A 22905-nucleotide genomic window follows, 5' to 3' on the forward strand; every position below is an offset into this window, starting at 1 on the left:
TCATGCGCAAACTGCTCGCCGGTGCGGTGGTGGCGGCCGCGATGGCCGCGACGACGACGTTCGGCACCGCCTCGGCCTCCACCGCCTCGACCGAGGCCCAGGTCGGCATCGCGGGGGTCGGCAACCAGGTCTGCGACTACGGCGAGGCGTGCCTGTTCGCGTGGCCCGGTTTCGACGGTCCCACCTGGGACGCCAACGGCTGCGGCCCGCACATGCTCGACGGCTGGATGCAGAACCAGACGTCCTCGGTCCGGACCCACGGGAACCCCATCACCCTCTGGAACTGGAACGATTGGGACAGCCAGCCGGACCACTGGGTGATCCTCGCCGAGATCGGCGCCGGGCTCAACGTCGTCCTGGGTCCCTGGGAGGACAAGGCCGACGCCATCACCGTGTGGTGCTGACCGCGTCATGACCGGTGGGGCCGTCACCTCGGCGGCCCCACCGTCCGCTCCCGAGGAGACCTCCGTGGAACCGTCGCGACAACCCGCCCACCACCCGCACGTCACCGCGGTGGTCGTGCTGATCGCCTGGTGGGGCTTCGGCAACCTGTACGAGGCGGTCGTGCTGATGCCGTGGGTGTGGCGGTTGCCGCCCGGTTCGGTGCCCGACGAGTTCGCGGTGGGCAGCCCGGTGTTCTACTTCGTCCCGGCCGTCGTCGCCCTGCTGGTGCTCCTGTGGGCGCTGGTCGTGCGCACCCACCGGGGCGGGGCGGGTTCGCGGCGCGCGGTGTTGCGGGCCGCGGTCCTGGTGACGATCGCGGCGGCGGGCACGGGCGTCCTGGTCGGCGTGGTCAACCCGACGTTGCGCGACCCGGCGGCGAGCGTCGCCGACGTGCGCTCCGCCGTGGTGGTGTGGGAGATCGGCAACGCCGTGCGCCTCGCCCTCGCGGTCGCCGCCGCCGTCAGCCTGCTCCGCCGGCCCGACGATCATGCCGGATAGCGTGTCCCCGGTTCGGCCTTTCAGCGCGTTTCCCGTTCAACCCGGGACCCCACCGCTTTTCGTCACGGTGACAATGGTCCGGCGGTGGGTTCGGGCGCGAGCAGGGCCTGTCCCACCAGGTCGGCGGCGCTGCGGGCGGGGTCGCGGGCGGCGTGGTTGTAGACCTGCTCGGTGGTGTCGAGGCTGCTGTGGCCGACGTCGGCCTGCACGTGCACCATCTCCGCCCCCGCTTCCACGGCGGTGGTGACGTAGAAGTGGCGCAGCGCGTGCGGGTGCATGGCGTCGGCGACGTCGCGCAGCGCGTCACCCGCCGAGGCGGCGGTGCGCCGCAGCAGCTGCCACAGCGCCTGGCGCTGGTAGCGGTTGCCGGTGCGGGTGGTCAGCAGCGGTTGGGCACGCCACGCGGCCTGGCCCTGCGCCCGCACCACCTCGGTGCTGCGGCTGTCCCGGTGGTGCAGGTAGTCCATCAGGGCGGTGTCGGCCAGCGCGTGGAGGTAGACGATGCGGGTCTTGCCGCCCTTGCCCGCCACGCGCAGCGCGCGGCGACCGCGGGTGACGTGCAGGTCGGCGCGGTCGAGGCCGCAGATCTCGCTGACCCGCAGGCCGAGGGTGAACAGGGCGACGACCGCACCCGCGCGGGTGGTGTCGACCGGGCTCGCACCGCGGCGGGGCGCCACGGCGGCGGTGTAGAGGGCGCGGACCTGCCGGATGGTGAGGGTGACGGTGCTGGTGGCGCTGTCGCGGGCGATGACGAGGCCGAGCCTGCGCCGGTCCAGCGCCGCCGGGTTGCCCGTGGCCAGTCCGGCGTCGGCCAGGTGCGTGTAGAGCGCCTTCACGGTGGCCAGCAGCCGGTCGCGGGTGCTCACCGCCGCGCCGGCGTCCGCCAGCTGGGCGAGCCAGGTCTTCACGTCGGTCGAACGAGCCCGCAGCGGGTCCAGTCCCCGCTGGGCGCACCAGCGGAACCAGTGCAGGTGCCGCAGCCGCCCGCGCGGCGCGGGCGGTGGCCGGTGCCGATCGCCCACGGGGTGCAGGGACAGGCCCAGCGCGGTGGCGTACTTCAGGACGGCGTGAGCCCAGGCCGGGTCGTCGTGCCCGGTCCACTCGCGGATGTCGGCGGCCCCCACCGGCAGGCCGAGCCCCTCGGCGTAGGTGCGGCGGGTCGCGGCGTTGCCGTAGGCGGCGAGCCACTCGGCGATCTCCCCCAGCAACCCGGCGGGGTCCTCCACCCCGGGCCAGGGCCCGTCCTGGGGGCCCCCGGTTTTCCGGGTGTCGACCCCATCGCCCGACGCCCGCTCGATGTCACTCACAGTGTCCGCATACCTGTCTCTGCGTAGTCCTGACCGTCGTAATCCATCTTAGCTACAAAAGCCTCCTTCTGTAGCTGAGTTAGGTTGAAGTTATATATCTACAACCCTGGGTTGCATGTTGTACAACTAGTTACTAGGATTTGATCATGACTCAAGCTCCGGAGAGGGCGGCGCTGTGCGCCTTCGGCCGCTGCCGCGCTCCTCTCCCGCCGCCGGGCCCCCGCGGCGGGCGGCCGTTCGAGTACTGCCCCGAGCGCGAGTGGCCCGGCGGCCACACCTGCAAGCAACTGGCGGGGGCCGAGGCCGCGTTGACCGAGGCGCTGGGCAAGACCGCCGTGCCGCACCTGTCGGGCGCGGCGAGCGCCTTCGTCGACGCGGCCGGACGCGTGCTGGAACCGATGGCCGCGCTCGCCGCCGCCCTGGAAGACCTGCGCACCTCCGCGGCGACCGAACTGACCGCCGCCGCGGAGCAGGTCGAGCGGACGGAGGCGGAGGCCGCCCGTGAACGCGGGCTGCGCGAGGCGGCGACGCAGCAGGCCGAACGGGCCGGACAGGACAAGGTCGCCGCCGAGACCGCCCGGGACGCGGCCCTCGCGGACGCCCGCACCGCCCGCGAGGAGCACGCCGAGGCACTGCGAGCCCGTGCCCAGGCCGTCGCCGCCCAACGCGGGACCGAGCTGGAACTGGCGCGCGTCGCCGCCGAACGCGACGCCGCCCACCGCCAGGCCGAGCAGGCGGCCACCACCGCCGCCGCCACGGTCACGGCCATCACCGCGGCGGCCGACCAGCGGGTGCTGGCGGCGACCGCCGGGGAGACCGCGGCCCGCGAACAGGCCGCGGAGCTGCGTGCCGAGCTGAAAGCGCTGCACCACCGGCTGGCCGAGCAGGACCACCGGCTCCAGGCGGCCGAGCAGGCGGTCGAGCGCGTGCGCGGCGAGGCGGAGCAGCGGATCGAGCGGATCGCCGCCGACGCCGAGCGCCGCGTCGACCAGGCCCGCGCCGACACCGCCGCGCTGAGGGCCGGGCACGACGCGCGGGTCGCCGAACTCGGCGCCCAGACCGAACGCGCCGACCGCCTCGGCCGGGACCGCGACCACTACCGGACGCTGCTCGACCGCATCTCCGACGCGGTCGGGAGGTTCCACGACGCCGGGGTCGACGCGTCTACAGAGCAGGCGGCGGAACAGGTGGAACAGGTGGACGCGGTGCTGCGCACCGTCTCCCTGCTCGCGCGCGAACGCGCCGGGTCACACCGGGACGAGCGGGACGAGCTACAGCGCGGCGAGCCGGGCGAAGCCCTCTGACCCGTGCCCGGCGTCGATCGCGCGTCGCACCTCGGCCCGCGCGGCGCCGAGCACGCCGTTGTCGAGGCCGTTGGCCCGGATGGTGTCCAGGACGTGGTCCATGGCCGCCGCCGCGGCGGTGATCGTGGACGAGTCACCGGGGAAGCGCCCCGCGGTGACCTGGTCGGCGATGTGGTCGACCAGGTCGGGGAAGAGGCCGAGCACGGCCTTGGCGTGCCGGGCGAGGTCGTTCGCGTCGATGCCCTCCGCGGCGGCGAGCGCGAAGGCGTGCACCACGCCGCTGATCGCCGTCCAGAACAGGTCCTGCAACGACGCGTCGAACGCGGCGGCCCGACCGGGGTCCTCACCGAGGTGGTTCGCGTTCCCTCCGAGCGCGGCCAGCGTGGACCGGTGCGCCTCGTAGACGTGGCTCGGCCCGCTGTAGAACAGGGTCGCCCCCGGGCCGCCGACGAGTTCGGGCGTCGCCACGACCACGCCGTCGAGGTGGTCGACACCGTGCTGTTCCGCCCAAGCCGCCATCGTGCGGGCCTGCCGGGGCGAGCCGCCGGTGAAGTTGACCAGGGTGCGGCCCTGGAGCGCGTCGGCGTCGAGGACCGACCGCACCGCCTCGTGGTCGCGTACGCACACGACGACGAGCGGACTGGCCGCGATCGCCTCGGCCGCGGCGCCGGCGGTGGTGGCGTCGAGGTCGTCACCCCGACCCGGGGTGCGGTTCCACACGGTCGTGGTGTGGTGGGCGGCGGCGAACGCGGCGGCCAGGGCGTGTCCCATGGGGCCGAGTCCGAGGACGGTCACTGAGGTCATGCCGGCTAAGCTAAACCTTCACGTTGACGTGAGGGTCAAGCCTGGAGCGGCGATGCGGATCGGGGAACTGGCGCGGCGGTCGGGCGTCAGCGAACGCGCCCTGCGGTACTACGAGGAGCAAGGTCTGCTGACCCCTCGGCGCAGGCCCAGCGGTTACCGCGTGTACGACGACGAGGACGTGGCCGCGGTGCGGCGGATCAGGGTCCTGCTGGCGGCCGGTCTGAGCACCGCGCAGATCCAGCAGGTGCTGCCGTGCGTCGTCGACGTCGACGGCCTGCTGACCCCCGACTGCCCCGGGCTGGTCGAAGGGCTGGTGCGGCAGCGGGAGCGGATCGACGAGGCCATCGGCGAACTGGAGGCCACCCGCGCCAACCTGGACGCGTTCATCGCCGGCCGGCGGGCGGGCTGAGGCGCGGACACCCGCCGCTCGGCCTCGCAACGGCGCCTCTTCTCGCTCCCGTCCTTGCCGCGCCGCACGTCATCGTGGTTAAACGGATCACCGAATGGCAATCTTCGGCCTACCTCTCCCACGCACAGTCAGGCGGTGGTCCGCATGATCGTCCCCTTGGACATGACCGACGACGCCACGGTGTCGGCCGTCCACGAGCTCGGCCGGCAGTCCTACGCCGTGGAGGCCGAGCTGATCGGCACCGCGTCGATCCCGGCGCTGAATGAGACGGCCGAGGACTTGCGGGCGCTGCCGCTGCGCTGGCTCGGCGGCTTCGTCGACAACGTGCTGGTGGCGTTCGTCGGGTACGCGCGGGTCGACGGGGTGCTCGACATCGACCGGCTGTGCGTAGCGCCCAGCCACTTCCGGCTCGGGTTCGCCCGGCGGCTGGTCGAGCAGGTGCTGGCCGAGGGCGGGCCGGCGATCGTGTCGACGGGCGCCGCGAACGCCCCCGCGATCGAGCTGTACGAGGGGCTGGGGTTCCGGCTGGTGGACACGGTCGTGGTGGAGGGCGGTCTGCGGATCGCCCAGTTCGGGCACCCCGGCCTGGTCCCGGGCTGAACGGGAGCGGCGCCGTCCGGCAGGCCTTCGGGCGGGGTCCACCGCGCCAACGACGCCGGGCTGCGCTACCGCGCGGGTCGCGTACTCCTGAACAGCCGGTCCAGATGCACGTCGATTGCGGCGAGCGCGGCCTGGGGCTCGATCACGTCGAGTTCGATCAGGGAGGTGAAGCCGGTGAGGGCGAGGAGCAGGTGGGTCTCGGTCGCCGGGTCTCGGTCGGAGTCGATGTGCCCGTCGGCGATCGCCTGGCGGACCAACTGCTCGACGAGGGCCAGCCCTTGGGCGAGGCCGCGGCGCGCCTGCTCGTGCACGGCCTCGTCGTGCAGCGCCTCCAGGACGTAGGCGGCGCTCATCCGGCTGGTCGCGCGGGCGTCGGCGTGCAGGGGGAGCATTTCCGCGAGCGTCAGTCGCAGCACGTCACGGGGGTGCGGGCGGTCACCGAGCTTGTCGAGCCCCTGGTGCACGCGCACCGAGGTCTGCTCGGACGCGAAATCCATGGCGAAGGAGAGCATGGCGGTCCGGGAGGCGAAGTAGTGCTGCAACTGCCCGAGTGACATGCCCGCCTCCTGCGCCACCACGCGCATCGTCAGCTGTGTGACGCCGCGCTGCTCCACCACCCGCCACAGTGCGCGGGCGATCGTTTCGCGGCGTCCGCGGTGATCCACCTGCTTCGGCATCGCCGGCCCCTCCCTCGTGCCCCGGGACTGTTCCAATACACTTGACATAATACAGCTGACCCATAATCCTGGGGTCCACTCGGGGGAAGGGGTCGTCGTGTCCGAACAGCCAGAGGTGCGGACCACGGAAGGCGTGGTGCAGGGGCGCCGGCGGCAGGGGCACGCGGTGTTCCGCGGCATCCCCTACGCCCAGCCCCCGGTCGGAGCGCTCCGCTTCGCAGCGCCCGCGCCGCCGCACCGCTGGGAGGGGACGAGGCAGGCGGTCGAGTTCGGCCCCGTGGTGCCGCTGTCCCTGCCGATCGACGTGCCCCCGCAGGGCACCGACTGGCTGACGCTCAACATCGGCACTCCGGATCCCGGCGCGGCGGGACTGCCGGTGCTGGTGTGGATCCCGGTGGGCGGCTACCTCGCGGCGGCGTCGAGCGACCCGATGTACGACCCCGCAGCGCTGGCCGAGGCGGGAGTCGTCGTGGTGACCATCAACTGCCGCGTGGGCGCGGAGGGGTTCGCGTTCCTCGACGACGTGCCGCCCAACCGCGGGTTCCTCGACCAGATCGCGGCGCTGGAGTGGGTGCAGCGCAACATCGCCGCCTTCGGAGGCGACCCCGGCCGGGTCACCGTGGGCGGGGTGTCCGCCGGGGCGGGCTCGGTCGCCGCCCTGCTGACGATGAAGTCCGCGCGCGGCCTGTTCCGGCGGGCCATCGCGCATTCGGTGCCGGGGCTGCACAGCACCCCCGCGCTGGCACGGCAGGTCACCGCCGCATTCGCGGACCGGCTCGGCGCGACGGCCCCCACCGCCGAGGCCCTGCGCGACATCGACCCGTGGCGCCTGGCCGCCGAGCTCACCTCCTTCAACGCCGGCCTCCACGCGCACCGGGAGAGCTGGGGACGCCTCACGGAGACCGGCACCGCGCTGTGCCCCGTCGTCGACGGCGAGGTCCTCCCGGAAACGCCCTGGCCCGCGCTGACCGGCGCGCGCGCGAGCGGGACCGAACTGCTCGTCGGCCACACCCGGGACGAATTCCGGTACTTCAGCGTCATGAGCGGACGGTACGGCACCTTCACCGAGGAGGACGCCCACGCAGCCCTGGAACTGCTCGCCCCGCAGCCGGACGGGGCGCGGGCCTACCGTGCCGCGTTCCCGCAGGCAGGCCCGGAGGAGCTGGTGGAGGCGGTGTACTCCGACGCCCTCTTCCGCATGCCGTCACAGCAGCTGGCCGAGGCGAACGCCGCGGCCGGCGGCACCTCGTACCTGTTCGAACTGTGCTGGGCCGCCCCGGCCCTCGGCGGCATCCTGGGCGCCTGCCACAGCCTCGACGTGCCCCTGGCGTTCGGCACGCTGGACAGCCCCGTCGGCACCCGGCTCATCGGCGAGGAGCCCACCCCCGAGGCCGTCGCGCTCTCCCGCGAACTCCAGCAGGCGTGGGTCCGCTTCGTCACCACCGGCGACGCGGGCTGGTCCGCTCACCGGCCCGGCGAGCACCTCACCCGCGTCCTGGACACCGAGTCGAAGACCCTGCCCTACCCCGAACAGGCATCCCGCCGGATCTGGGAAGGCCACTCCCCCGCCCCCTTCGATCTCTTGTAATCGTCGCCGGCGAGGGCATGGCCTCTTCCGCGTCTCGCACCACGGGACCGCGTACACGGGGAGGGCGCGGTCAGACTCCGGTCAGGGTGTACGTGCCCGTGCCGTCCTGCCTGCCGCTGGAGTACTGCCGGATCAGCTCCCCGTCCGCGTACCGGTCGTAGCCCATCATGGAACCGGTGTACTTGTTCTGCACACCGATCTTCGAGCTGCCGGGCACGTCGCGGTAGATGTAGAACCGCTGGAGGTCGTCCTCCACGCAGGTGGCCGTCGTGAGGTGGGCCCGCTCCTGGTTGGCGCTGTTCGCCGGGATGGTCGCGCACCCGCCGTTGCCCCAGTTCCACAGGGACGCCTCGAGGACCCCGTTGTTCTCCGTCACGTTGCACAGCCGCCAGTTGTCCAGGTGGGCGCTGAAGACCGTCGATTTGCGCAGGCGGATGCCGTCGTTGGGCAGGAGCGGCGCACTCCAGTTCAGGGGTTGGCCGGGGACGTCGATCTTGTAGACGCCGGTCCCGCAGCTGAGAGCGGCCCGCACGCCGTCCCCGGCGGACGTGGCGCCGACGGTGGGGGCCGGGTGCTGCACGGGACGGTCCTGCGTGTGCTTCGCCGTCGGCGCCGCCGCGTGCCCGGCGGGTGAGCCGCAGTCGAGGAGGCTCTTCGCCTTGGCCATGATGCTGTTCGCGGGCACCGTGTCCTCGCAGCGCACCGCGCCTTCCTCAAGGGTGGTGTAGGTGGTGAAGCTGCCGCCGCCTGGCCCCTCGATCCACTTCAACGCCCAGCTGCCGTCGCCCTGCTGGGCGCGGTTGCAGTTGAGGCTCCCGTAGGTGCCGGTGACCTTCTTGGTGCCCTTGTAGACGCCGTAGTAAGCGGGTTGGCTGAAGTTCCACACGACCGCGTTCGACTCGCTGCTGGTGGAGGTGTAGGTGACCTTGACCTCCAGGCCCAGCTTCGCGCCGACCTTCTGGAGGGCGTCGACGCCGAAGCTGCCCTCGACGGTGGCGGTGCCGGTGACGACGACCGAGATGACGGTCTCGGTGCTGGTGGTGACGGTGTGGGAGCCGGTGGTGCCCTGGGTGACGTACCAGCCCTTGAAGTGGGTGATCGTCGGGGACACTTCGGTGGTCTTGACGTACGGGTGGCGCACACCGAGGTCGGCCGCCGTGCAGGTGTCGCCGGGCAGGGGCGCTGTCGCGTCGGCAGGTGTCGCGTCGGCAGGTGTCGCGTCGGCAGGTGTCGCGTCGGCAGGTGTCGCGGCAGCCGGTGATGCCGCGAAGCCCACGGCGGCCACGGTGACGGTCACCGCCACGAGTGACCTGCCGATGCGGATTATGGGTCGTATGGCGTGCATCATTATTCAATTCCCCCTGTTCGCGCATATGTCAAGCGAAGAATGAACGTAGCAAACACAGGACGGCGACGGAACCTCGGCGAACCCGTAGGTCACCTGACAGGGGGGGCACCGATCGACCAAAAGAGTATTTTCCAGTGGAATTGGACTGGCCGGTCATGTGGAAGCTGCGTCACCTATTCAGGGCAACGGAATTCCCCTGTCGTTTCCGAGCGGCCGGCACGTCACGGGCTCCGACGCCGGGCGCTTCCCACGTGGTCACGCATGCGTGATGTGCCGGCCGCCCTCGACCGGCGCCGGGATCGCCACGCAGCACAGCCCGTGCTGGTCGGGGAAGTAGTGCTCCCAGCGGTTCACCGTGGCCGGGGCGCCAAGGGCGCGGGCGAGCCCCACCGCGGTGAGACCGGCGTGCGCGAGGTCCCAGCGCGCGCCCTCCACGAACCCGACCCGGTCCGCGGCGGCCATCGCGCCACGGTGGCCGCCGCGGTGCAGCACGACCTGGTCGGCGTCGACGACCACCGCCGGCAGGTCGTTGCGCGCGGCAAGATCGATCATCGCCGCGATGACGGGCCACCCGGCTCCAGCGGGCGCCCGGCGCTGTCGCAGCTCGTCGGGGTCGACGAGTTCCACCAGCGTGCCCCGGTCCGGCTTCAGGCCGCCCGCCCTGAGCCGCGTCCACCCGTCGGCGATGACGGGACGGGGCAGTGCCCGTCCGCCGACCCCGTCGCCGAAGGTCTCGTGGACGCGTTGCCCGTGGCGCAACCACCGCCTGTGCTCGTGTTCCGCGCCGAAGAGGAACGGCGTCAGGTCACGGCGCGCGTGCCGGCGTTGGCACCGGATGGTCGCGGGCCGCAAACGGAGTTCCCGGGCGATGTCCGCGGGGCGCCACCCCGCCACCTGGGCCAGGTAGAGCCATTCCAGGACCTGTCGGCGTCGGTCCGGCAAAGTGGTCAGGCACTGCGTCACGCCGTCGGACTCGCAGGCGTGCTCGTAGGTGTCGGCGACGGAATCACGCGGTCGGTCCCTGATCGCGTCCCACGCCCACCGCGTCTCCGCGAGCCGGCGGGCGGCCTGCCTCCTCGACGTCCGGCCCAGTTCGTTCACCACCGCCTTGCGCAGGTAGGCCCCTTCGTGCTCCACCGCGCTCCAGCGCGACCACGACCGCAGAACCCGGGCGACCACCGCGCCGGCGACGTCTTCGGAGTCGGACCGGCACGATGCGGGCGGTCGTGTTGAGCGGGCCGGGTCCGGTGGAGAACCTGGTCGTGGCCGAGCTGCCGGTGCCCGAACCGCCGCCGGGGTGGGTGCGGGTCAAGGTCGCGGCCTTCGGGCTCAACCGGTCGGAGCTGCACACGCGGTTGGGCTTGGCCGAGGGCGTCACGTTCCCGCGCGTGCCGGGCATCGAGGCCGTCGGCGTGGTGGACAGCGAGTGCGACCTGCCGATCGGGCAGCGGGTCGCGGCCATGATGGGCGGCATGGGCCGGGTGTTCGACGGCGGGTACGCCGAGTACACCGTCGTGCCGCGCGAGGTCCTGGTGCCCTTCGAGTCCGGGTTGCCGTGAGAGGTGCTGGGCGCGATCCCCGAGACCCTCCAGACCGCCTACGGCTCGCTGACCACCGGCCTGGACCTGCGGGCGGGGCAGGCGCTGCTCATCCGCGGCGGCACGTCCGCGCTCGGCTTCGCCGCCACCGCGCTGGCGGTCGACCTGGGCGCCACCGTGCTGGCCACGACGCGCCGCGCCGACCGGCTCGACGTGCTGCGCGAGCACGGCGTGACCCACCCGCTGCTGGACGACGGGCAGGTGGCGGGCCGGGTGCGCGAGCTGTTCCCCGAGGGCGTGGACGCGGCGCTGGAGCTGGTCGGCACGCCCACCCTGCCCGACACCCTGGCCGCGACGCGGGTGCACGGCACCGTCTGCTTCACCGGGATGCTCTCCGACGAGTGGGTCGTGCCGGACTTCTACCCCATCGGCTACCTGCCCAAGGGCGTGCGGCTGACCGCCTACGGCGGCGAGAGCTCCGACCTGCCCGCCGAGGTGCTCCAACGCTTCCTCGACCAGGTCGCCGGCGGTGAGACCGCGCTCGGCCCCACCACGGTCTACCGGCTGGAGGACATCCGCCTGGCGCACGACGACCTGGAGCACGGCCGCCGGGTCGGCAAGCTCGTCGGGTTGGTCCAGGAGATTTTCCCGCCCCGGGTGTCGAACCGGGCCGGGGCCGTTCGTATAGGGGGTGGGAAGACGCTCACCCAGGAGGACGAGATGGCCAAGTACCTGCTCAGCGTGGTCCAGCCGACCGGCGGCGTGCCCGACCCGGAGGTGCTGGAGAAGATCATGGTCGACGTGGAGGCGGTCAACGACGACATGCGGCGGGCCGGCGCGTGGGTGTTCGGCGCGGGCCTGCACGCCCCCGACACCGCCACCACGCTGCGCCCGGACGGCAAGGGCGGCGTGCTGGTGGTCGACGGCCCGTACGTGGAGACCAAGGAGTACCTGGGCGGCTTCACCATCATCGAGGCCCCCGACCTGGACGCCGCGCTGGAGTGGGGCCGCAGGCTCCAGCACGCGATCACCCTGCCGATCGAGGTCCGCCCGTTCCAGGGCTGACGCCCCGGGCACCGGCCGGACCCGCACGCGGCAAGACCTCTTCCGAGGAGGTCTTGCCGCGTGGGCTGCCGTGCCCGATCGCGGCCGGAGTTCCCCGCGGCGTGGGGGGAGCCGTGGCGGGTGACCGCCGCGCCCACCGGGGCCGGCGCCTGGATCACGGGTTTTGTCGTCGTCGCCCGCACCCCCCTTCGGTGATACTCAGCCCATGGGCAAGATCTATGAGCGGATCGAAGGACGGCTGAGGGACTTCATCGAGGCGCAGCCGCTGTTCTTCACGGCCACCGCGCCGCTGGCGGCCGACGGGCACGTGAACCTCTCGCCGAAGGGTCGTCGGGGCACGTGGCGGGTGCTCGACGAGCACCGGGTGGCCTACCTCGACTTCGGGGGCAGCCACGCGGAGACCCTCGCGCACCTGCGGGAGAACGGGCGGATCACGCTCATGTGGTGCGCCTTCGAGGGTCCGCCGAACATCGTGCGCGTCCACGGCGACGGCGAGCCGGTGTTCCGCGACGACCCGCGCTTCCCCGGGCTGGTCGCCGGGTTCGGCGACGCCGACGGACCCGCGCTGCGGGCCGTCGTGGTGGTCACCGCGAAGCTGATCAGCGACACGTGCGGGTTCGCCGTGCCGCTCATGGACTACCAGGGCGAGCGCACGCTGCACGCGGAGTACTTCGGCCGCAAGACCGACGAGGAGTTCGCCGCCTACTGCGCGGGCAAGGAGCACAACACGGCCAGCATCGACGGGCTGCCCGCGCTGCCGCTGCCCCTCCCGCCGCGGTGACCGCCGACCTCGACGCGGTCTTCGCCCGGGTGCCCGCGCCCGGCGTGGTGCACGGCTGCCAGGCCTGCTACTCCGAGGGCGACCTGGTGGCGCTGGCCGGTGACCCGGCGCTGGTGCCGGACGACCTGGTCGGCGCCTTCGGCCGCGAGACGCCCGACCACTTCGACCCGCCGGAGCAGTACGACCTGCTGGTGCGCCGCCTGGCGCCGCGGCTCCTGCGGCGGTTCGAGCAGGCGCCCGACCCGATGGTGGTGCGGGGCTTCGCCAACCCCGGTTTCGCGGGGTGGCCCGCCGAGGAGCGGGAGGCGGTGCGCGCGGCGTTGCGGGATGTGCTGGGGCGCGCCGTCGCCGCCGGCGCGCCGGCGGCCGAGCTGGAGGACCTGGTCCTGGGCGCCGCCCACGCCGGCCGGGACCTGCGGCCCTGGCTCGCCCACCTCGACGCGCTGACCGGACCCGAGGCGGATGCCGCGGTGGCGAAGCTCGCGGACCGGTGGAGCGACTTCCCGGACCCGACGCTGTGGTGGTGGCCGGAGGACCCGGGCGCGCCGATCAGGGAGTGGCTGTACTCCGACGCCCTGCACGAGCGGCTGACCCGGATGGGTGAGACGGACACGCTGATCGCCATCGCCGAGGCGTGAGTCCCGCGCCCGGGCGGCGCGGACGCGACCCGAACGGACCGACGGGACCTGCCTCTTGCACTATAGTGTGTGGCACACGGTATAGTGTGACACGTGCCCGACGACGAGCTGCTCTCCACCCACTTGCAGGAGCTGCGCCGAGGAACCGCGGTGCTGGCCTGCCTGCTCGTGCTGAGGGAGCCCAACTACGGCTACGCCCTGCTGGACCTGCTCGACCGCCGCGGGTTCGCGGTGGACGCCAACACGCTCTACCCGCTGCTGCGACGGCTGGAGAAGCAGGGCCTGCTGACCAGCGACTGGAACACCGACGAGTCGCGGCCGCGGAAGTTCTACCGGACCAGCCCGGACGGCGAACGGCTCGCGGACGCCCTGAGCCGCGACTGGGACGGGCTGGACACCGCGTTCCGCGCCCTGAGGGGGGAGTCATGACGAGCACCGCCGACCTGACCGAGCGGTACGTCGACGCGACGCTGCGCCGGCTGCCGACCCGGCTCCGCCCCGACGTCGAACGGGAGCTGCGGGCCTCCATCGCGGACGCCGTGGACGCCCACGTCGACGGCGGGGCCGACCCCGCGGCGGCCGAACGGGCGGCGCTCGACGCGCTCGGCGACCCGGTGCGGCTGGCGGCCGGGTACGCCGACCGGCCGCTGCACCTGGTCGGGCCCGCCTACTACCTCGACTACCGGCGGCTGCTGACGGTGCTGCTGGCGACGGTGACGCCGATCGCGGCCGCGGTGGTCGGGTTCGTCGGGGTCCGGCGGGGCGAGCCGGTGGCGGACGTGCTCCTGGGCGCGCTGGGCGCGGCGGCCACCACCGGCGGGCACATCGCGCTCTGGACGACCGCGGTGTTCGCCCTGATCGAGCGGGTGCCGGCGCTGCGCCGCGCACCCTCCCGGGGCTGGGCGCCGGAGCAGCTGCCCGAGCTGCCTGGCCGGCGCGCGAAGCACGCCGAACTGGTCGCCTCGACCGCGGCGCTGGTCCTGGGCGTCTCGCTGGTCCTGCTGTCGCCGACGACCAGCACCGTGACCGACGGCGACGGCGACCCGATCGGCCCGCTGTCGCCGTGGCTGTGGGACACCCGCTTCGTCCACCTGTTCACCGCCCTGCTGGTGGTGGCCCTGGGCCTGGTCTACGCCAGGCACTACGCGCGGTGGAGCTCGCCCGTCGCGGTCGCCGCCGCCCTGGTCGACGTCACCTGCGCGGTCGCGCTGGTCTGGCTGGTCGCCAACGACCGCGTGCTCAACCCCGCCTTCGTCGCCGCCGCCGGCTGGTCCGGCGGGCTCGTGCGGGCGATCGAGATCTGCCTCTGCGCGCTCGCCGCCACGACCGTCCTGCACGCGGTCGGCGGGGCGGCCGCGCGCACCCGCCGCTGACCTCTCGGAGGAACGATGAAAGCCGTCACCTACAGCCGCTACGGGTCACCGGACGTGCTCCGGTACACCGACGTGCCGGAACCGGAGGTCGGGCCCGACGAGGTGCTGGTCCGGGTCCGGGCCGCCTCGCTCAACTTCGGCGACCGGGCCGCCCTGCGCGGCGAACCCCGGCTGATCCGCGTCGCCTTCGGGCTGCGCCGGCCGAAGGCGACGATCCTGGGGCGCGCCGTCGCCGGCGTGGTCGAGGCGGTCGGGTCGGGCGCCACCCGGTTCGCGGTCGGCGACCGGGTCTTCGGCGAGGTCGACCAGCACGGCTTCGCCGAGCTCGTCGCGGCCCCGCAGGGCCGCCTGGCGCGCGTCCCCGACGGCGTGGGCTTCGAACAGGCCGCCACGCTGCCGGTGGCCGGGGTCACCGCCCTCCAGGCGCTGCGGCTCGGCGGCGTCCGCGCCGACCACGCGGTGCTGGTCAACGGGGCGTCCGGCGGGGTCGGCACGTTCGCCGTGCGGCTGGCCGCGCTGCTCGGCGCGGAGGTGACCGCGGTGTGCGGCGCGCGCAACGCCGAGCAGGCCCGGTCCCTGGGCGCGGCGCACGTCGTCGACCGCCACCGGGAGGACGTCACCGCCGGCGCCGGCCGCTACGACGTCGTCGTCGACCTGGCCGGCGACCACCCGCTGTCGGCGATGCGGGAGCTGCTGACCCCGACCGGGGTCTACGTCTCCTCCACCGGCAACGGCGGCCGGGTGCTCGGGCCCCTGCCGCGCCTGCTGGGCGTGGTCGCGCTGTCGCCGTTCGCGGGACGGCGGCTGCGCCTGCTGACGGCCCGGCCCGACGCCGACGACCTCGCCCACCTCGCGGGGCTCGTGGCGACCGGGGAGCTGGTGCCCGCGGTGGAGTGGACGCTCCCCCTGGCCGAGACCGCCGAGGCCATCCGGCGGGTCGAGGCCGAACGCGCCCGTGGCAAGGTCGTGCTCGTGGTCCCGGCCTGAGCGGCCGGGTCGGCACGGACTCCGAATCCGCTTCTGCGCGCGGGCCCCGGTGTGGCATCGTCCCGCGTCATGGCGACGGACCACCTGTTCTTCTGGGGGCACGAGGCGCAGCCGGGCGCGCCGGTCGGCAAGCAGTGCCTGAGCCAGTGGTACGAGGCGCCGTTCACCGAGGACGGCCGCACGTACCCGACGGCGGAGCACTACATGATGACCGGCAAGGCGCTGCTGTTCGGCGACGAGCACACCGCCCGCCGGGTGCTCGCGGCCCGCACGCCCCGCGAGGCGAAGTCGCTGGGCCGGCAGGTGCGGGACTTCGACGAGGACACCTGGGTGGCCAACCGGGTCGACGTCGTCGTGCGCGGGAACCTGGCGAAGTTCGGCGCGCACGACGACCTGCGGACCTACCTGCTCTCGACCGGTGACCGGGTGCTGGTGGAGGCCAGCCCGGTGGACCGCGTCTGGGGCATCGGGCTGGCCGCCGACGACGAGCGGGCGCGGGACCCGGCCTCCTGGCGGGGCCTGAACCTGCTCGGCGAGGCCCTGATGAGGGTGCGGGAGCGGCTGCGGGCGTGACCCGTGCTCACACCGTGAGCACGATCTTGCCGCGGGTGCGGCCGGACTCGATCAGCTCGTGCGCCTTGGTGGCCTCGGCCAGCGGCAGCACCGAGTCCAGCTCGACGCGCAGCAGGCCGCGGTCGACCAGGTCGACCAGGGCGAGCAGACCGAGGCGGTCGGGTTCGACCAGCACGGCGGCGGCGCGCACCCGGTCGCCCGCGGCCCGCTCCAGGTCCTGCTGGGTGTTGCCGAGGATGGTGACCACGAGCCCGCCGTCGCGGACGGTCGGCACGGAGCGGACGCCGATGTCGCCGCCGACGGTGTCGAACGCGACGTCGACGTCCCGGACCACCTCGGCGAAGTCCACCGCGGTGTGGTCGACGACCTCGTCGGCGCCCAGGTCCCGGACGAAGTCGTGCTTGGCGGCGCTCGCGGTGGCGATCACGTGCGCGCCGCGCGCCTTGGCGATCTGCACCGCGACGTGCCCGACACCGCCCGCGGCGGCGTGCACGAGCACCCGCTGCCCCTCCCGCACGTCGGCGGTCTCGACCAGGCTCTGCCACGCGGTGAGGCCCACCAGCGGCAACGCGGCGGCGTGCGGGTGGTCCAGCGCGGCGGGCTTGGCGACGAACTGCCGGGAGGGCGCGACGACGTACTCGGCGTAGGCGCCGGCCGGGCGGGGGAACAGCGGCATGCCGAACACCTCGTCGCCGGGCCGGTGGGTGGTGACGCCCACGCCGACCTCCTCGACCACGCCGGAGACGTCCCAGCCCACGACGAACGGCGGCTCGCCGAACACGGCGCTGCCCGCCCGCCACTTGGCGTCGACCGGGTTGACGCCCGCGGCGCGGACCGCGACCAGCACCTCGGTGGGCGCGGCCTGCGGTTTGGGCAGCTCGACCTCCGTCAGCACCTCCGGTCCGCCGAACCTGCTCTGGTTGATGGCACGCATCGAAGTCATGGAGTCGATCATCACCGACGTCGTGGGCGGGTACCAGCGGTCCGCGGGCCAACTCCCGGAAGGATCGGGCCACGAACCGGTGATCGTCCGCTGCCCCGCCACGGGCGCCGCGCCGCGCCGGGTCGATCACGCCCCCCACCCGTGCGCTTCCGATCTACGCTAACGCCGGAGGGGAGTGACGCCGATCACCTCGGGAAGGGGGGCGGTCGTGCCGGTCGGAGCTCAACCCCGCCGCCGCGCGGTGCGCCGGGTGACCGGCCTGGCCCGCAGCACGCCGGGCCGGTTGAGCCTGCTCGCCCTCCTGCTGGTCGTGGTGGCCCTGCTGGCCGGCGGCCTGACCGCCACGTCCGTCCAGCGCCGCGCCGCCGCCCTGGAGGCCCAGGCCGACCGCAGCGAACCGCTGGCGTTCGCCGCCCACGAGGTCTACCGGGCGATGGCCGACGCGGACGCCACCGCGGCCGGCGCGTTCCTGTCCGGCGGCGTGGAGTCCGCGGCCCTGCGGCAGCGGTACGAGCAGGACGTGGCCGAGGCGGCGGCCGCGCTGTCCGCCGCGACCGCCGGCGGCAGCCGCTCCCCGGAGCTGACCGCCGCGCTGTCCGCGCTGTCGGGGCGGCTGCCGGTCTACACCGGGCTGGTCGAGACCGCGCGCACCCACAACCGGCAGGGGCACCCGGTGGGGGCGGCCTACCTGCGGCAGGCGTCGGACCTGATGCGCTCGGAACTGCTGCCCGCGGCGCGGGAGCTGTACCGGGTGGAGACCGGGAACGTGGTGCGCGACCTGGAGGGCGCCGGGTCGCTGCCCTGGCCCGAGCTGCTGCTGGGCGTGGGCGCGCTGGTGGTGCTGGTGCTCGCCCAGCGGTGGCTGACCCGGCGCACCAACCGGGTGCTCAACCCCGGTCTGGTGGTGGCCACCGCGCTGACCGCGCTCTCGCTGCTGTGGGTGCTCGCGGCCAGCCTGCTGGTGGTCTACCGCTCGACGACGGCCAAGGAGGAGGCCGCGCTGGTCGACGTGCTGGCCCGGGCGCGGATCACCACCCTGACCGCGCGCGGCGACGAGACGTTGACCCTGGTGGCGCGTGGCAGCGGCACGGACTACGAGAACGACTTCGTCGAGCGGGCCGGGCAGCTGACCGACCTGTTGGCGCGGGCGGACGGGTGGAGCGACGCGTCGTCGGTGGCGTCGGCGCTGGAGCACCACGCGCGGTGGCAGGAGGTGCACCGGCAGGTGCGCGAGGCCGACGAGCGGGGCGACCACACCATCGCGGTGGCCCTGGCGCTCGGGTACGACGAGGGCGGCGCGGCCACGGCGTTCGACGCCCTCGACGACAGCCTGGTGGACGCCATCGGGGCGTCGCGGTCGCGGTTGACCGGGACGATGGGCCGGGCGCGGGGCGCGCTGGGCGGGGCGGTGCCCGCGGTGGTGGTGCTCGCGCTGCTCTCGGCGGTCGCTGCCACGTTCGGGCTGTGGCAGCGGCTCAAGGAGTACCGATGAGGTGGCCGGTGGTGGTCGTGCTCGCGTCGTTGCTGGTGGCGTGCGCGCCGGTGCCCAGCGCCGCGCCGCCGATCGGGGGTTCACCGCCGGTGGCGCCGCGGCCGGCGGACGCCTCGGAGCTGACCGGGCGGCCCGGCGCCGCGACCGCGCCGCCCGCGTCGTGCGACCCGACCGCCAGCCTGCGCCCCTCGGGTCCGCTGCCGCCGCCCGACCGGCTGCCCGCCGGGTCCACCATGGAGCGCGTCCGGCAGCGGGGCAGGCTGATCGCGGGCGTGGACCAGAACACCTACCTGATGGGGTTCCGCAACCCGTTCTCCGGCGAGCTGGAGGGCTTCGACGTGGACCTGGCCCGCGAGGTCGCGCGGGCGGTCCTCGGCGACCCCGGCGCGATCCGGTTCACGGTGCTGACCTCCGACCAGCGCATCCCGGCGTTGCGGGAGCGGGAGGTGGACGTCGTGGTGCGCACCATGACCGCGACCTGCGAGCGCTGGGAGCAGGTGAACTTCTCCACCGTGTACTACCAGGCCGGGCAGCGGGTGCTGGTGCCGGTGGACTCGGAAGCGACCGGCATCGACTCGCTCGGCGGCAAGCGGGTGTGCGCGACCAAGGGGTCCAGCTCGCTGGCCAACGTGGCCGCGGCGTCGTCCGGGCCGATCCCGGTGTCGGTGCGGAACTGGACGGACTGCCTGGTGATGCTCCAGCAGGGCCAGGTCGACGCGATCTCCACCGACGACACGATCCTGGCCGGGTTCGCCGCGCAGGACCCCTACACGAAGGTGGTCGGCCCGCAGTTCACCGCGGAGCCGTACGGGATGGCCTTCCCCAAGGCCGACGAGGACTTCGTGCGGTTCACCAACGCGCTGCTGGAGCGGCTGCGCGCGGACGGCACGTGGGCGTCGATCCACCGGCGCTGGCTCGGCGAGCCGCCGGCCCCGCCCGTCGCGGTGTACCGGGACTGACGTGGGCGGCGGCGGCGCGGGCAGCGGGGCGTTCCCGGAGGGGGCGTCCCCCGGCGGTGCGGGGGCCCCGACCGGAGGTGGTGCGGAGACCGGTGCGGCAGCGGGCGCGGGAGCCGAGGCCGGTGCCGCGGGCAGGTCCGGCAGCGGCGCGGCCGTCCCGAGCGGGCCCGGTGCGGCGCCGGGTGTGCCCGGTGCGGTCAGCGGCACCGGGCCCGCGACCCGCCCCGGTTCCGGCCCGGCGACCGGGCCCCACACGGGCCCCGGCACCGGTCCGGGCACCGCCCAGTGGTCGGCGCCGTCGGGCGGCCGGGCGCGGCGGGCGTCGGCCTCGACCCGCTCGTCGGGGCGCGGCCGGTTGGGCGCGGGGCTGGTGGAGGTGCCGCGGGTGCCCTACCGGGACCCGAAGACCGCCGTGCTGACCGATCCGGAGGTGCCCGAGGCCAAGCGGTTCTGCTCCGGCTGCGGCAAGGAGGTCGGGCGCAGCCGGGAGGGGCGGCAGGGTCGGGTGGAGGGGTTCTGCGCCCACTGCGGGCACCGCTACTCCTTCACCCCGAAACTGGAGCCCGGCGAGGTGCTGCACGGCCAGTACGAGGTGCTGGGCTGCCTGGCGCACGGCGGCCTCGGCTGGATCTACCTGGCCGCCGACCACGCGGTCAGCGACCGGTGGGTGGTGCTCAAGGGCCTGCTGGACTCCGGCGACGCCGACGCGATGGCCGCGGCCATCGCCGAGCGGCGGTTCCTGGCCGAGGTGGAGCACCCGAACATCGTCAAGATCCACAACTTCGTGCGGCACGCCGACCGGCGGACCGGGGACCTGGTCGACTACATCGTCATGGAGTACGTCGGCGGCACCTCGGTCAAGGACATGATCACGGAGCTGCGCGCCCGCGGCGACGGGCACGGGTCGCTGCCGCCCGCGCAGGCCATCGCCTACGCGCTGGAGGTGCTGCCCGCGCTGGGCTACCTGCACGACGTGGGCCTGCTGTACTGCGACTTCAAACCGGACAACGTGATCCAAACCGAGGAGCAGCTGAAGCTGATCGACCTGGGCGCGGTGCGGCGCGCGGACGACCACCACTCCCCCATCTACGGCACCATCGGCTACCAGGCGCCCGAGATCGGCTCGGCAGGGCCCTCGGTGGCCTCCGACCTGTACACGGTGGGTCGGGCGCTGGCGGTGATGACCTTCCAGTTCGACTTCCGCCGCGACTTCAGGGATTCGCTGCCCCCGCCGGACGACCAGCCGCTGCTGCGCGGGCACGATTCGCTGCGCCGGTTCCTGTCCCGCGCCACGCACCGGGACCCCGACCAGCGCTTCGCCACCGCCGAGGAGATGGCCGAGCAGCTGACCGGGGTGCTGCGGGAGGTGTTGGCGCAGCAGGACGACGTGCCGCGGCCGGGGTTGTCGCGGCAGTTCACGCCGGAGCGGCGGGCGTTCGGCGCCGAGGTGACCGGGACGGGCGAGGCGCCGGACGCGCGGGCGGTGGCGTCGGGGCTGCCGGTGCCGCAGGTGGACCCGGCCGACCCGGCGGCGGGGTTCCTCGCCACGGCGGCCGGCGGCGGCCCGGACCAGACGGTGACCGCGCTGCGCGCGGCTCCGGTGCGCACGGCCGAGGTGCGGTTGCAGGTGGTGCGGGCGCTGGTGGAGGCCGGTCGGCCGGCCGAGGCGGCGGTGGAGCTGGACGAGCTGGCCTCGGCGCCGGGCCCGTCGCTGTTCGACCCCGACGACCCCGAGGCGCCCGAGCCCGGCGACTGGCGGCCCGGCTGGTACCGCGGGGTGATCGCGCTGGTGGCCGGCGGGCCGGGCGCGGCGCGGGCGGAGTTCGAGCGGGTGTGCGACGTGCTGCCGGGCGAGGCCGCGCCGAAGCTGGCGGCGGCGGTGTGCGCGGAGCTGGCCGGTGAGCCGGGTGCGGCGGCCGAGGGGTACCGGGTCGTGTGGCGCACGGACCACTCGTACGTGTCGGCGGCGTTCGGGTTGGCGCGGGTGCTGGCGGGGCGCGGCGACCGGGAGGCGGCGGTGGGGGTGCTGCACGCGGTGCCGGACACCTCGATCCACCACGTGGCCGCGCAGGTGGCGGCGGTGCGGGTGCAGGCGTCGGGCGCGCTGCCGGACGTGGTCGCGGCGGGTGCGAGGCTGGAGTCGGTGGACCTGGACGTGGCCCGGCGGGCGGTGCTGACCGCGGAGCTGCTGGACGTGGCGCTGGGCCTGCTGCCGGGTGGCGGGTCGGGGCCGGGTGGGAGGCTGCTGGGGTGCGAGCTGGACGAGGTGGGGCTGCGGCTGGGCCTGGAGCGCTGCTACCGGCAGCTGGCCCGGTTGGCGGACACCGCCGAGGAGCGGATCGCCCTGGTGGACCGGGCGAACGCGGTGCGGCCCAGGACGTTGGTGTGAGGGCGGCCCCCGGGAGGGTGTCACCCGGGATGATGATCGGGGTGTCACCCGCGGCGGTGACACCCGGAACGGTGGATCGCAGGATGGCGCGATGACGATGGACTCCCCGAGGGACTCGTGCCCGGAGTGCGCGGCTCCGGTCACGCCGCAGGACCGCTTCTGCGAGGAGTGCGGCCGCAACCTGCGCGTGCAGCGGACGCCCGTGGGCGGGTCCGGGACCGCGCCGGCGCGGTGCGCGTGCGGTGGCGCGGAGTTCGGCGCGGACGGGTCGTGCGCGCGGTGCGGCCGGGTGCGCGGCGCGGCGCGGGACCGGGTGGAGTTCGCGCTGCCCGGCGTGGCCGGGGTGAGCGACCGGGGCAATCGGCGGCGGCGCAACGAGGACTCGATGGCGTTCGGGCGGGTCCGGGGTCGCGGGGTCGCGGTGGTGGTGTGCGACGGGGTGGCGTCGTCGGAGCGGGCCGACCAGGCCTCGCAGGTCGCCGCGGACACGGCGGCGGACGTGCTGCTGACCGGGTTGCAGTCGGGTTCGGACGGGGAGGCGTCCACCGGGGACGCGGTGGCGGCGGCGAACGCGGCGGTGGCCGGGTTGGCGCGGCCCGGGGCGGTGGAGGTCGCGCCGTCGTGCACGTTCGTCTCGGCGGTGGTCACCGACGAGGCGGCCACCGTGGGCTGGGTCGGCGACAGCCGCGCCTACCTGGTGGCCGGGTCCGGCGCGGCGCGGCTGACCGTGGACGACACGTGGGCGGCGCAGCTGGTCGCGGAGGGCGTGCTGACCGAGGAGGAGGCGCTGACCGACCGGCGGGCGCACGTGTTGTCGCGCTGGCTGGGCGCCGACGCGGGCGCGGTGGAGCCGCAGGCGGTGACGTTCAAGGTGGAGACGCCGGGGCTGCTGGTGCTGTGCAGCGACGGCTTGTGGAACTACCTGCCGGAGCCGGAGGACCTGGTGGCGGCCCTGCCGCGCGGTGTGCCGCCGGCGGAGGTGGCGCGGGGGCTGGTCGAGGTCGCGCTGGAGGCCGGCGGGCACGACAACATCACGGTGGTCGTCGTCCAACTGCGGGGTGGGCACGGGTCTTGAGCCCGCCGTCGAGGTGTTCCGGGAGGTCCACTCCGGACGATCACCCGAGGGTCCCGGGCGGGCGTTGGGGGACACCCGGGTTCCGATCCCGGCCGCACGCGGATCGGGTCGGG

24 protein-coding genes and 1 pseudogene are annotated in these 22905 nt (G+C 74.3%); 19 read left to right on the forward strand and 6 right to left on the reverse strand.

All coding sequences use genetic code 11. The features are described from left to right. The first annotated feature begins 2 nt into the window (after positions 1-2). Together ABD223_RS16440 and ABD223_RS16445 are read left to right on the forward strand one after the other, a co-directional pair. Complete coding sequence (locus ABD223_RS16440) at positions 3-404, forward strand: hypothetical protein (protein ID WP_344037112.1); 402 nt, start codon at positions 3-5, stop codon at positions 402-404. Between the two features lie 64 nt (positions 405-468). Further along, the gene (locus ABD223_RS16445) at positions 469-942 is read left to right on the forward strand and encodes a hypothetical protein (protein WP_344037113.1); all 474 of its coding nucleotides are present in this window, start codon (positions 469-471) and stop codon (positions 940-942) included. 62 nt (positions 943-1004) lie between these two features. Here ABD223_RS16445 and ABD223_RS16450 read toward each other — a convergent pair whose 3' ends face one another. Continuing rightward, a complete protein-coding gene (locus tag ABD223_RS16450; RefSeq protein ID WP_344037114.1) occupies positions 1005-2249 on the reverse strand; it encodes a tyrosine-type recombinase/integrase in 1245 nt (414 codons plus the stop codon). A gap of 146 nt (positions 2250-2395) precedes the next feature. Between ABD223_RS16450 and ABD223_RS16455 the strand changes: the two genes are divergently transcribed. Then, positions 2396-3553, forward strand: a complete 1158-nt coding sequence (locus ABD223_RS16455) for a coiled-coil domain-containing protein (RefSeq protein ID WP_344037115.1) — start codon at positions 2396-2398, stop codon at positions 3551-3553. Here ABD223_RS16455 and ABD223_RS16460 read toward each other — a convergent pair. Then, positions 3521-4357: an NAD(P)-dependent oxidoreductase gene (locus tag ABD223_RS16460; protein ID WP_344037116.1), complete on the reverse strand. Its 837-nt coding sequence runs from the start codon at positions 4355-4357 to the stop codon at positions 3521-3523. The two genes, ABD223_RS16455 and ABD223_RS16460, sit on opposite strands and share 33 nt — an antisense overlap. Before the next feature lie 52 nt (positions 4358-4409). Here ABD223_RS16460 and ABD223_RS16465 point away from each other — a divergent pair, with 52 nt between their 5' ends. Beyond that, a complete protein-coding gene (locus ABD223_RS16465; protein ID WP_344037117.1) occupies positions 4410-4766 on the forward strand; it encodes a MerR family transcriptional regulator in 357 nt (118 codons plus the stop codon). 144 nt (positions 4767-4910) lie between these two features. After that, entirely contained in the window at positions 4911-5366 is a 456-nt protein-coding gene (locus ABD223_RS16470) for a GNAT family N-acetyltransferase (RefSeq protein ID WP_344037118.1), read from the forward strand. Between the two features lie 65 nt (positions 5367-5431). Here the strand turns inward: ABD223_RS16470 and ABD223_RS16475 are convergent, their stop codons facing one another. Continuing rightward, a complete protein-coding gene (locus ABD223_RS16475; protein WP_344037119.1) occupies positions 5432-6043 on the reverse strand; it encodes a TetR/AcrR family transcriptional regulator in 612 nt (203 codons plus the stop codon). Positions 6044-6140: 97 nt separating this feature from the next. On the opposite strand from ABD223_RS16475, the gene ABD223_RS16480 reads away from it, so the two are divergent. Continuing rightward, positions 6141-7631, forward strand: a complete 1491-nt coding sequence (locus ABD223_RS16480) for a carboxylesterase/lipase family protein (protein WP_344037120.1) — start codon at positions 6141-6143, stop codon at positions 7629-7631. Between the two features lie 70 nt (positions 7632-7701). Here ABD223_RS16480 and ABD223_RS16485 read toward each other — a convergent pair whose 3' ends face one another. Together ABD223_RS16485 and ABD223_RS16490 are read right to left on the reverse strand one after the other, a co-directional pair. Next, entirely contained in the window at positions 7702-8928 is a 1227-nt protein-coding gene (locus ABD223_RS16485; protein WP_344037121.1) for a hypothetical protein, read from the reverse strand. 306 nt (positions 8929-9234) lie between these two features. Beyond that, the gene (locus ABD223_RS16490; RefSeq protein ID WP_344037122.1) at positions 9235-10116 is read right to left on the reverse strand and encodes a hypothetical protein; all 882 of its coding nucleotides are present in this window, start codon (positions 10114-10116) and stop codon (positions 9235-9237) included. A 77-nt stretch (positions 10117-10193) separates the two neighbouring features. Here ABD223_RS16490 and ABD223_RS16495 point away from each other — a divergent pair, with 77 nt between their 5' ends. The 9 genes and pseudogenes from ABD223_RS16495 (at position 10194) to ybiA (ending at position 15934) form a co-directional block, all read left to right on the forward strand. Next, positions 10194-10538, forward strand: a complete 345-nt coding sequence (locus tag ABD223_RS16495; protein ID WP_344037123.1) for an alcohol dehydrogenase catalytic domain-containing protein — start codon at positions 10194-10196, stop codon at positions 10536-10538. Positions 10539-10541: 3 nt separating this feature from the next. After that, positions 10542-11132 (forward strand): annotated as a pseudogene (locus ABD223_RS16500) (zinc-binding dehydrogenase); the annotation flags it as partial. A gap of 105 nt (positions 11133-11237) precedes the next feature. Then, the gene (locus ABD223_RS16505) at positions 11238-11582 is read left to right on the forward strand and encodes a YciI family protein (protein ID WP_344037274.1); all 345 of its coding nucleotides are present in this window, start codon (positions 11238-11240) and stop codon (positions 11580-11582) included. Positions 11583-11787: 205 nt separating this feature from the next. Further along, positions 11788-12363 carry a pyridoxamine 5'-phosphate oxidase family protein gene (locus ABD223_RS16510; RefSeq protein WP_344037124.1) on the forward strand — a complete coding sequence of 192 codons (576 nt, stop codon included), beginning with the start codon at positions 11788-11790 and terminating at the stop codon, positions 12361-12363. Beyond that, entirely contained in the window at positions 12360-13001 is a 642-nt protein-coding gene (locus tag ABD223_RS16515) for a hypothetical protein (RefSeq protein ID WP_344037125.1), read from the forward strand. The genes ABD223_RS16510 and ABD223_RS16515 overlap by 4 nt, the downstream gene beginning before the upstream one ends. Before the next feature lie 93 nt (positions 13002-13094). Continuing rightward, positions 13095-13430: a PadR family transcriptional regulator gene (locus tag ABD223_RS16520; RefSeq protein ID WP_344037126.1), complete on the forward strand. Its 336-nt coding sequence runs from the start codon at positions 13095-13097 to the stop codon at positions 13428-13430. Beyond that, positions 13427-14374, forward strand: a complete 948-nt coding sequence (locus ABD223_RS16525; protein ID WP_344037127.1) for a permease prefix domain 1-containing protein — start codon at positions 13427-13429, stop codon at positions 14372-14374. Before ABD223_RS16520 ends, ABD223_RS16525 begins: the two co-directional genes overlap by 4 nt. Before the next feature lie 15 nt (positions 14375-14389). Further along, complete coding sequence (locus ABD223_RS16530) at positions 14390-15361, forward strand: NAD(P)-dependent alcohol dehydrogenase (protein WP_344037128.1); 972 nt, start codon at positions 14390-14392, stop codon at positions 15359-15361. A gap of 69 nt (positions 15362-15430) precedes the next feature. Then, entirely contained in the window at positions 15431-15934 is a 504-nt protein-coding gene (ybiA, locus tag ABD223_RS16535) for a riboflavin biosynthesis intermediates N-glycosidase (RefSeq protein ID WP_344037129.1), read from the forward strand. A 7-nt stretch (positions 15935-15941) separates the two neighbouring features. On the opposite strand, the gene ABD223_RS16540 is transcribed toward ybiA, so the two are convergent. Beyond that, entirely contained in the window at positions 15942-16868 is a 927-nt protein-coding gene (locus ABD223_RS16540) for an NADP-dependent oxidoreductase (protein WP_344037275.1), read from the reverse strand. 217 nt (positions 16869-17085) lie between these two features. On the opposite strand from ABD223_RS16540, the gene ABD223_RS16545 reads away from it, so the two are divergent. From ABD223_RS16545 to ABD223_RS16560, 4 genes are all read left to right on the forward strand, one after another. After that, positions 17086-18369 carry a hypothetical protein gene (locus ABD223_RS16545; RefSeq protein WP_344037130.1) on the forward strand — a complete coding sequence of 428 codons (1284 nt, stop codon included), beginning with the start codon at positions 17086-17088 and terminating at the stop codon, positions 18367-18369. Next, a complete protein-coding gene (locus ABD223_RS16550; protein ID WP_344037131.1) occupies positions 18366-19328 on the forward strand; it encodes a transporter substrate-binding domain-containing protein in 963 nt (320 codons plus the stop codon). Before ABD223_RS16545 ends, ABD223_RS16550 begins: the two co-directional genes overlap by 4 nt. Position 19329: 1 nt before the next feature. Beyond that, positions 19330-21717, forward strand: a complete 2388-nt coding sequence (locus ABD223_RS16555) for a serine/threonine-protein kinase (protein WP_344037132.1) — start codon at positions 19330-19332, stop codon at positions 21715-21717. Positions 21718-21808: 91 nt separating this feature from the next. Beyond that, positions 21809-22792, forward strand: a complete 984-nt coding sequence (locus tag ABD223_RS16560) for a protein phosphatase 2C domain-containing protein (protein ID WP_344037133.1) — start codon at positions 21809-21811, stop codon at positions 22790-22792. The last annotated feature ends 113 nt before the right edge of the window (positions 22793-22905 follow it).

It is taken from the genome of Saccharothrix xinjiangensis, from assembly GCF_039527585.1.
Lineage (GTDB): Bacteria > Actinomycetota > Actinomycetes > Mycobacteriales > Pseudonocardiaceae > Actinosynnema > Actinosynnema xinjiangensis.

Excerpts from the sequence above, each read along its gene's own strand:
- ABD223_RS16440 (WP_344037112.1), top strand. The coding sequence starts at position 3 with ATGCGCAAACTGCTCGCCGGTGCGGTGGTGGCGGCCGCGATGGCCGCG.
- ABD223_RS16455 (WP_344037115.1), top strand. The coding sequence starts at position 2,396 with ATGACTCAAGCTCCGGAGAGGGCGGCGCTGTGCGCCTTCGGCCGCTGC.
- ABD223_RS16460 (WP_344037116.1), bottom strand. The coding sequence starts at position 4,357 with ATGACCTCAGTGACCGTCCTCGGACTCGGCCCCATGGGACACGCCCTG.
- ABD223_RS16465 (WP_344037117.1), top strand. The coding sequence starts at position 4,410 with ATGCGGATCGGGGAACTGGCGCGGCGGTCGGGCGTCAGCGAACGCGCC.
- ABD223_RS16470 (WP_344037118.1), top strand. The coding sequence starts at position 4,911 with ATGATCGTCCCCTTGGACATGACCGACGACGCCACGGTGTCGGCCGTC.
- ABD223_RS16475 (WP_344037119.1), bottom strand. The coding sequence starts at position 6,043 with ATGCCGAAGCAGGTGGATCACCGCGGACGCCGCGAAACGATCGCCCGC.
- ABD223_RS16495 (WP_344037123.1), top strand. The coding sequence starts at position 10,194 with ATGCGGGCGGTCGTGTTGAGCGGGCCGGGTCCGGTGGAGAACCTGGTC.
- ABD223_RS16505 (WP_344037274.1), top strand. The coding sequence starts at position 11,238 with ATGGCCAAGTACCTGCTCAGCGTGGTCCAGCCGACCGGCGGCGTGCCC.
- ABD223_RS16510 (WP_344037124.1), top strand. The coding sequence starts at position 11,788 with ATGGGCAAGATCTATGAGCGGATCGAAGGACGGCTGAGGGACTTCATC.
- ABD223_RS16525 (WP_344037127.1), top strand. The coding sequence starts at position 13,427 with ATGACGAGCACCGCCGACCTGACCGAGCGGTACGTCGACGCGACGCTG.
- ABD223_RS16530 (WP_344037128.1), top strand. The coding sequence starts at position 14,390 with ATGAAAGCCGTCACCTACAGCCGCTACGGGTCACCGGACGTGCTCCGG.
- ybiA (WP_344037129.1), top strand. The coding sequence starts at position 15,431 with ATGGCGACGGACCACCTGTTCTTCTGGGGGCACGAGGCGCAGCCGGGC.
- ABD223_RS16540 (WP_344037275.1), bottom strand. The coding sequence starts at position 16,868 with ATGCGTGCCATCAACCAGAGCAGGTTCGGCGGACCGGAGGTGCTGACG.
- ABD223_RS16550 (WP_344037131.1), top strand. The coding sequence starts at position 18,366 with ATGAGGTGGCCGGTGGTGGTCGTGCTCGCGTCGTTGCTGGTGGCGTGC.
- ABD223_RS16560 (WP_344037133.1), top strand. The coding sequence starts at position 21,809 with ATGACGATGGACTCCCCGAGGGACTCGTGCCCGGAGTGCGCGGCTCCG.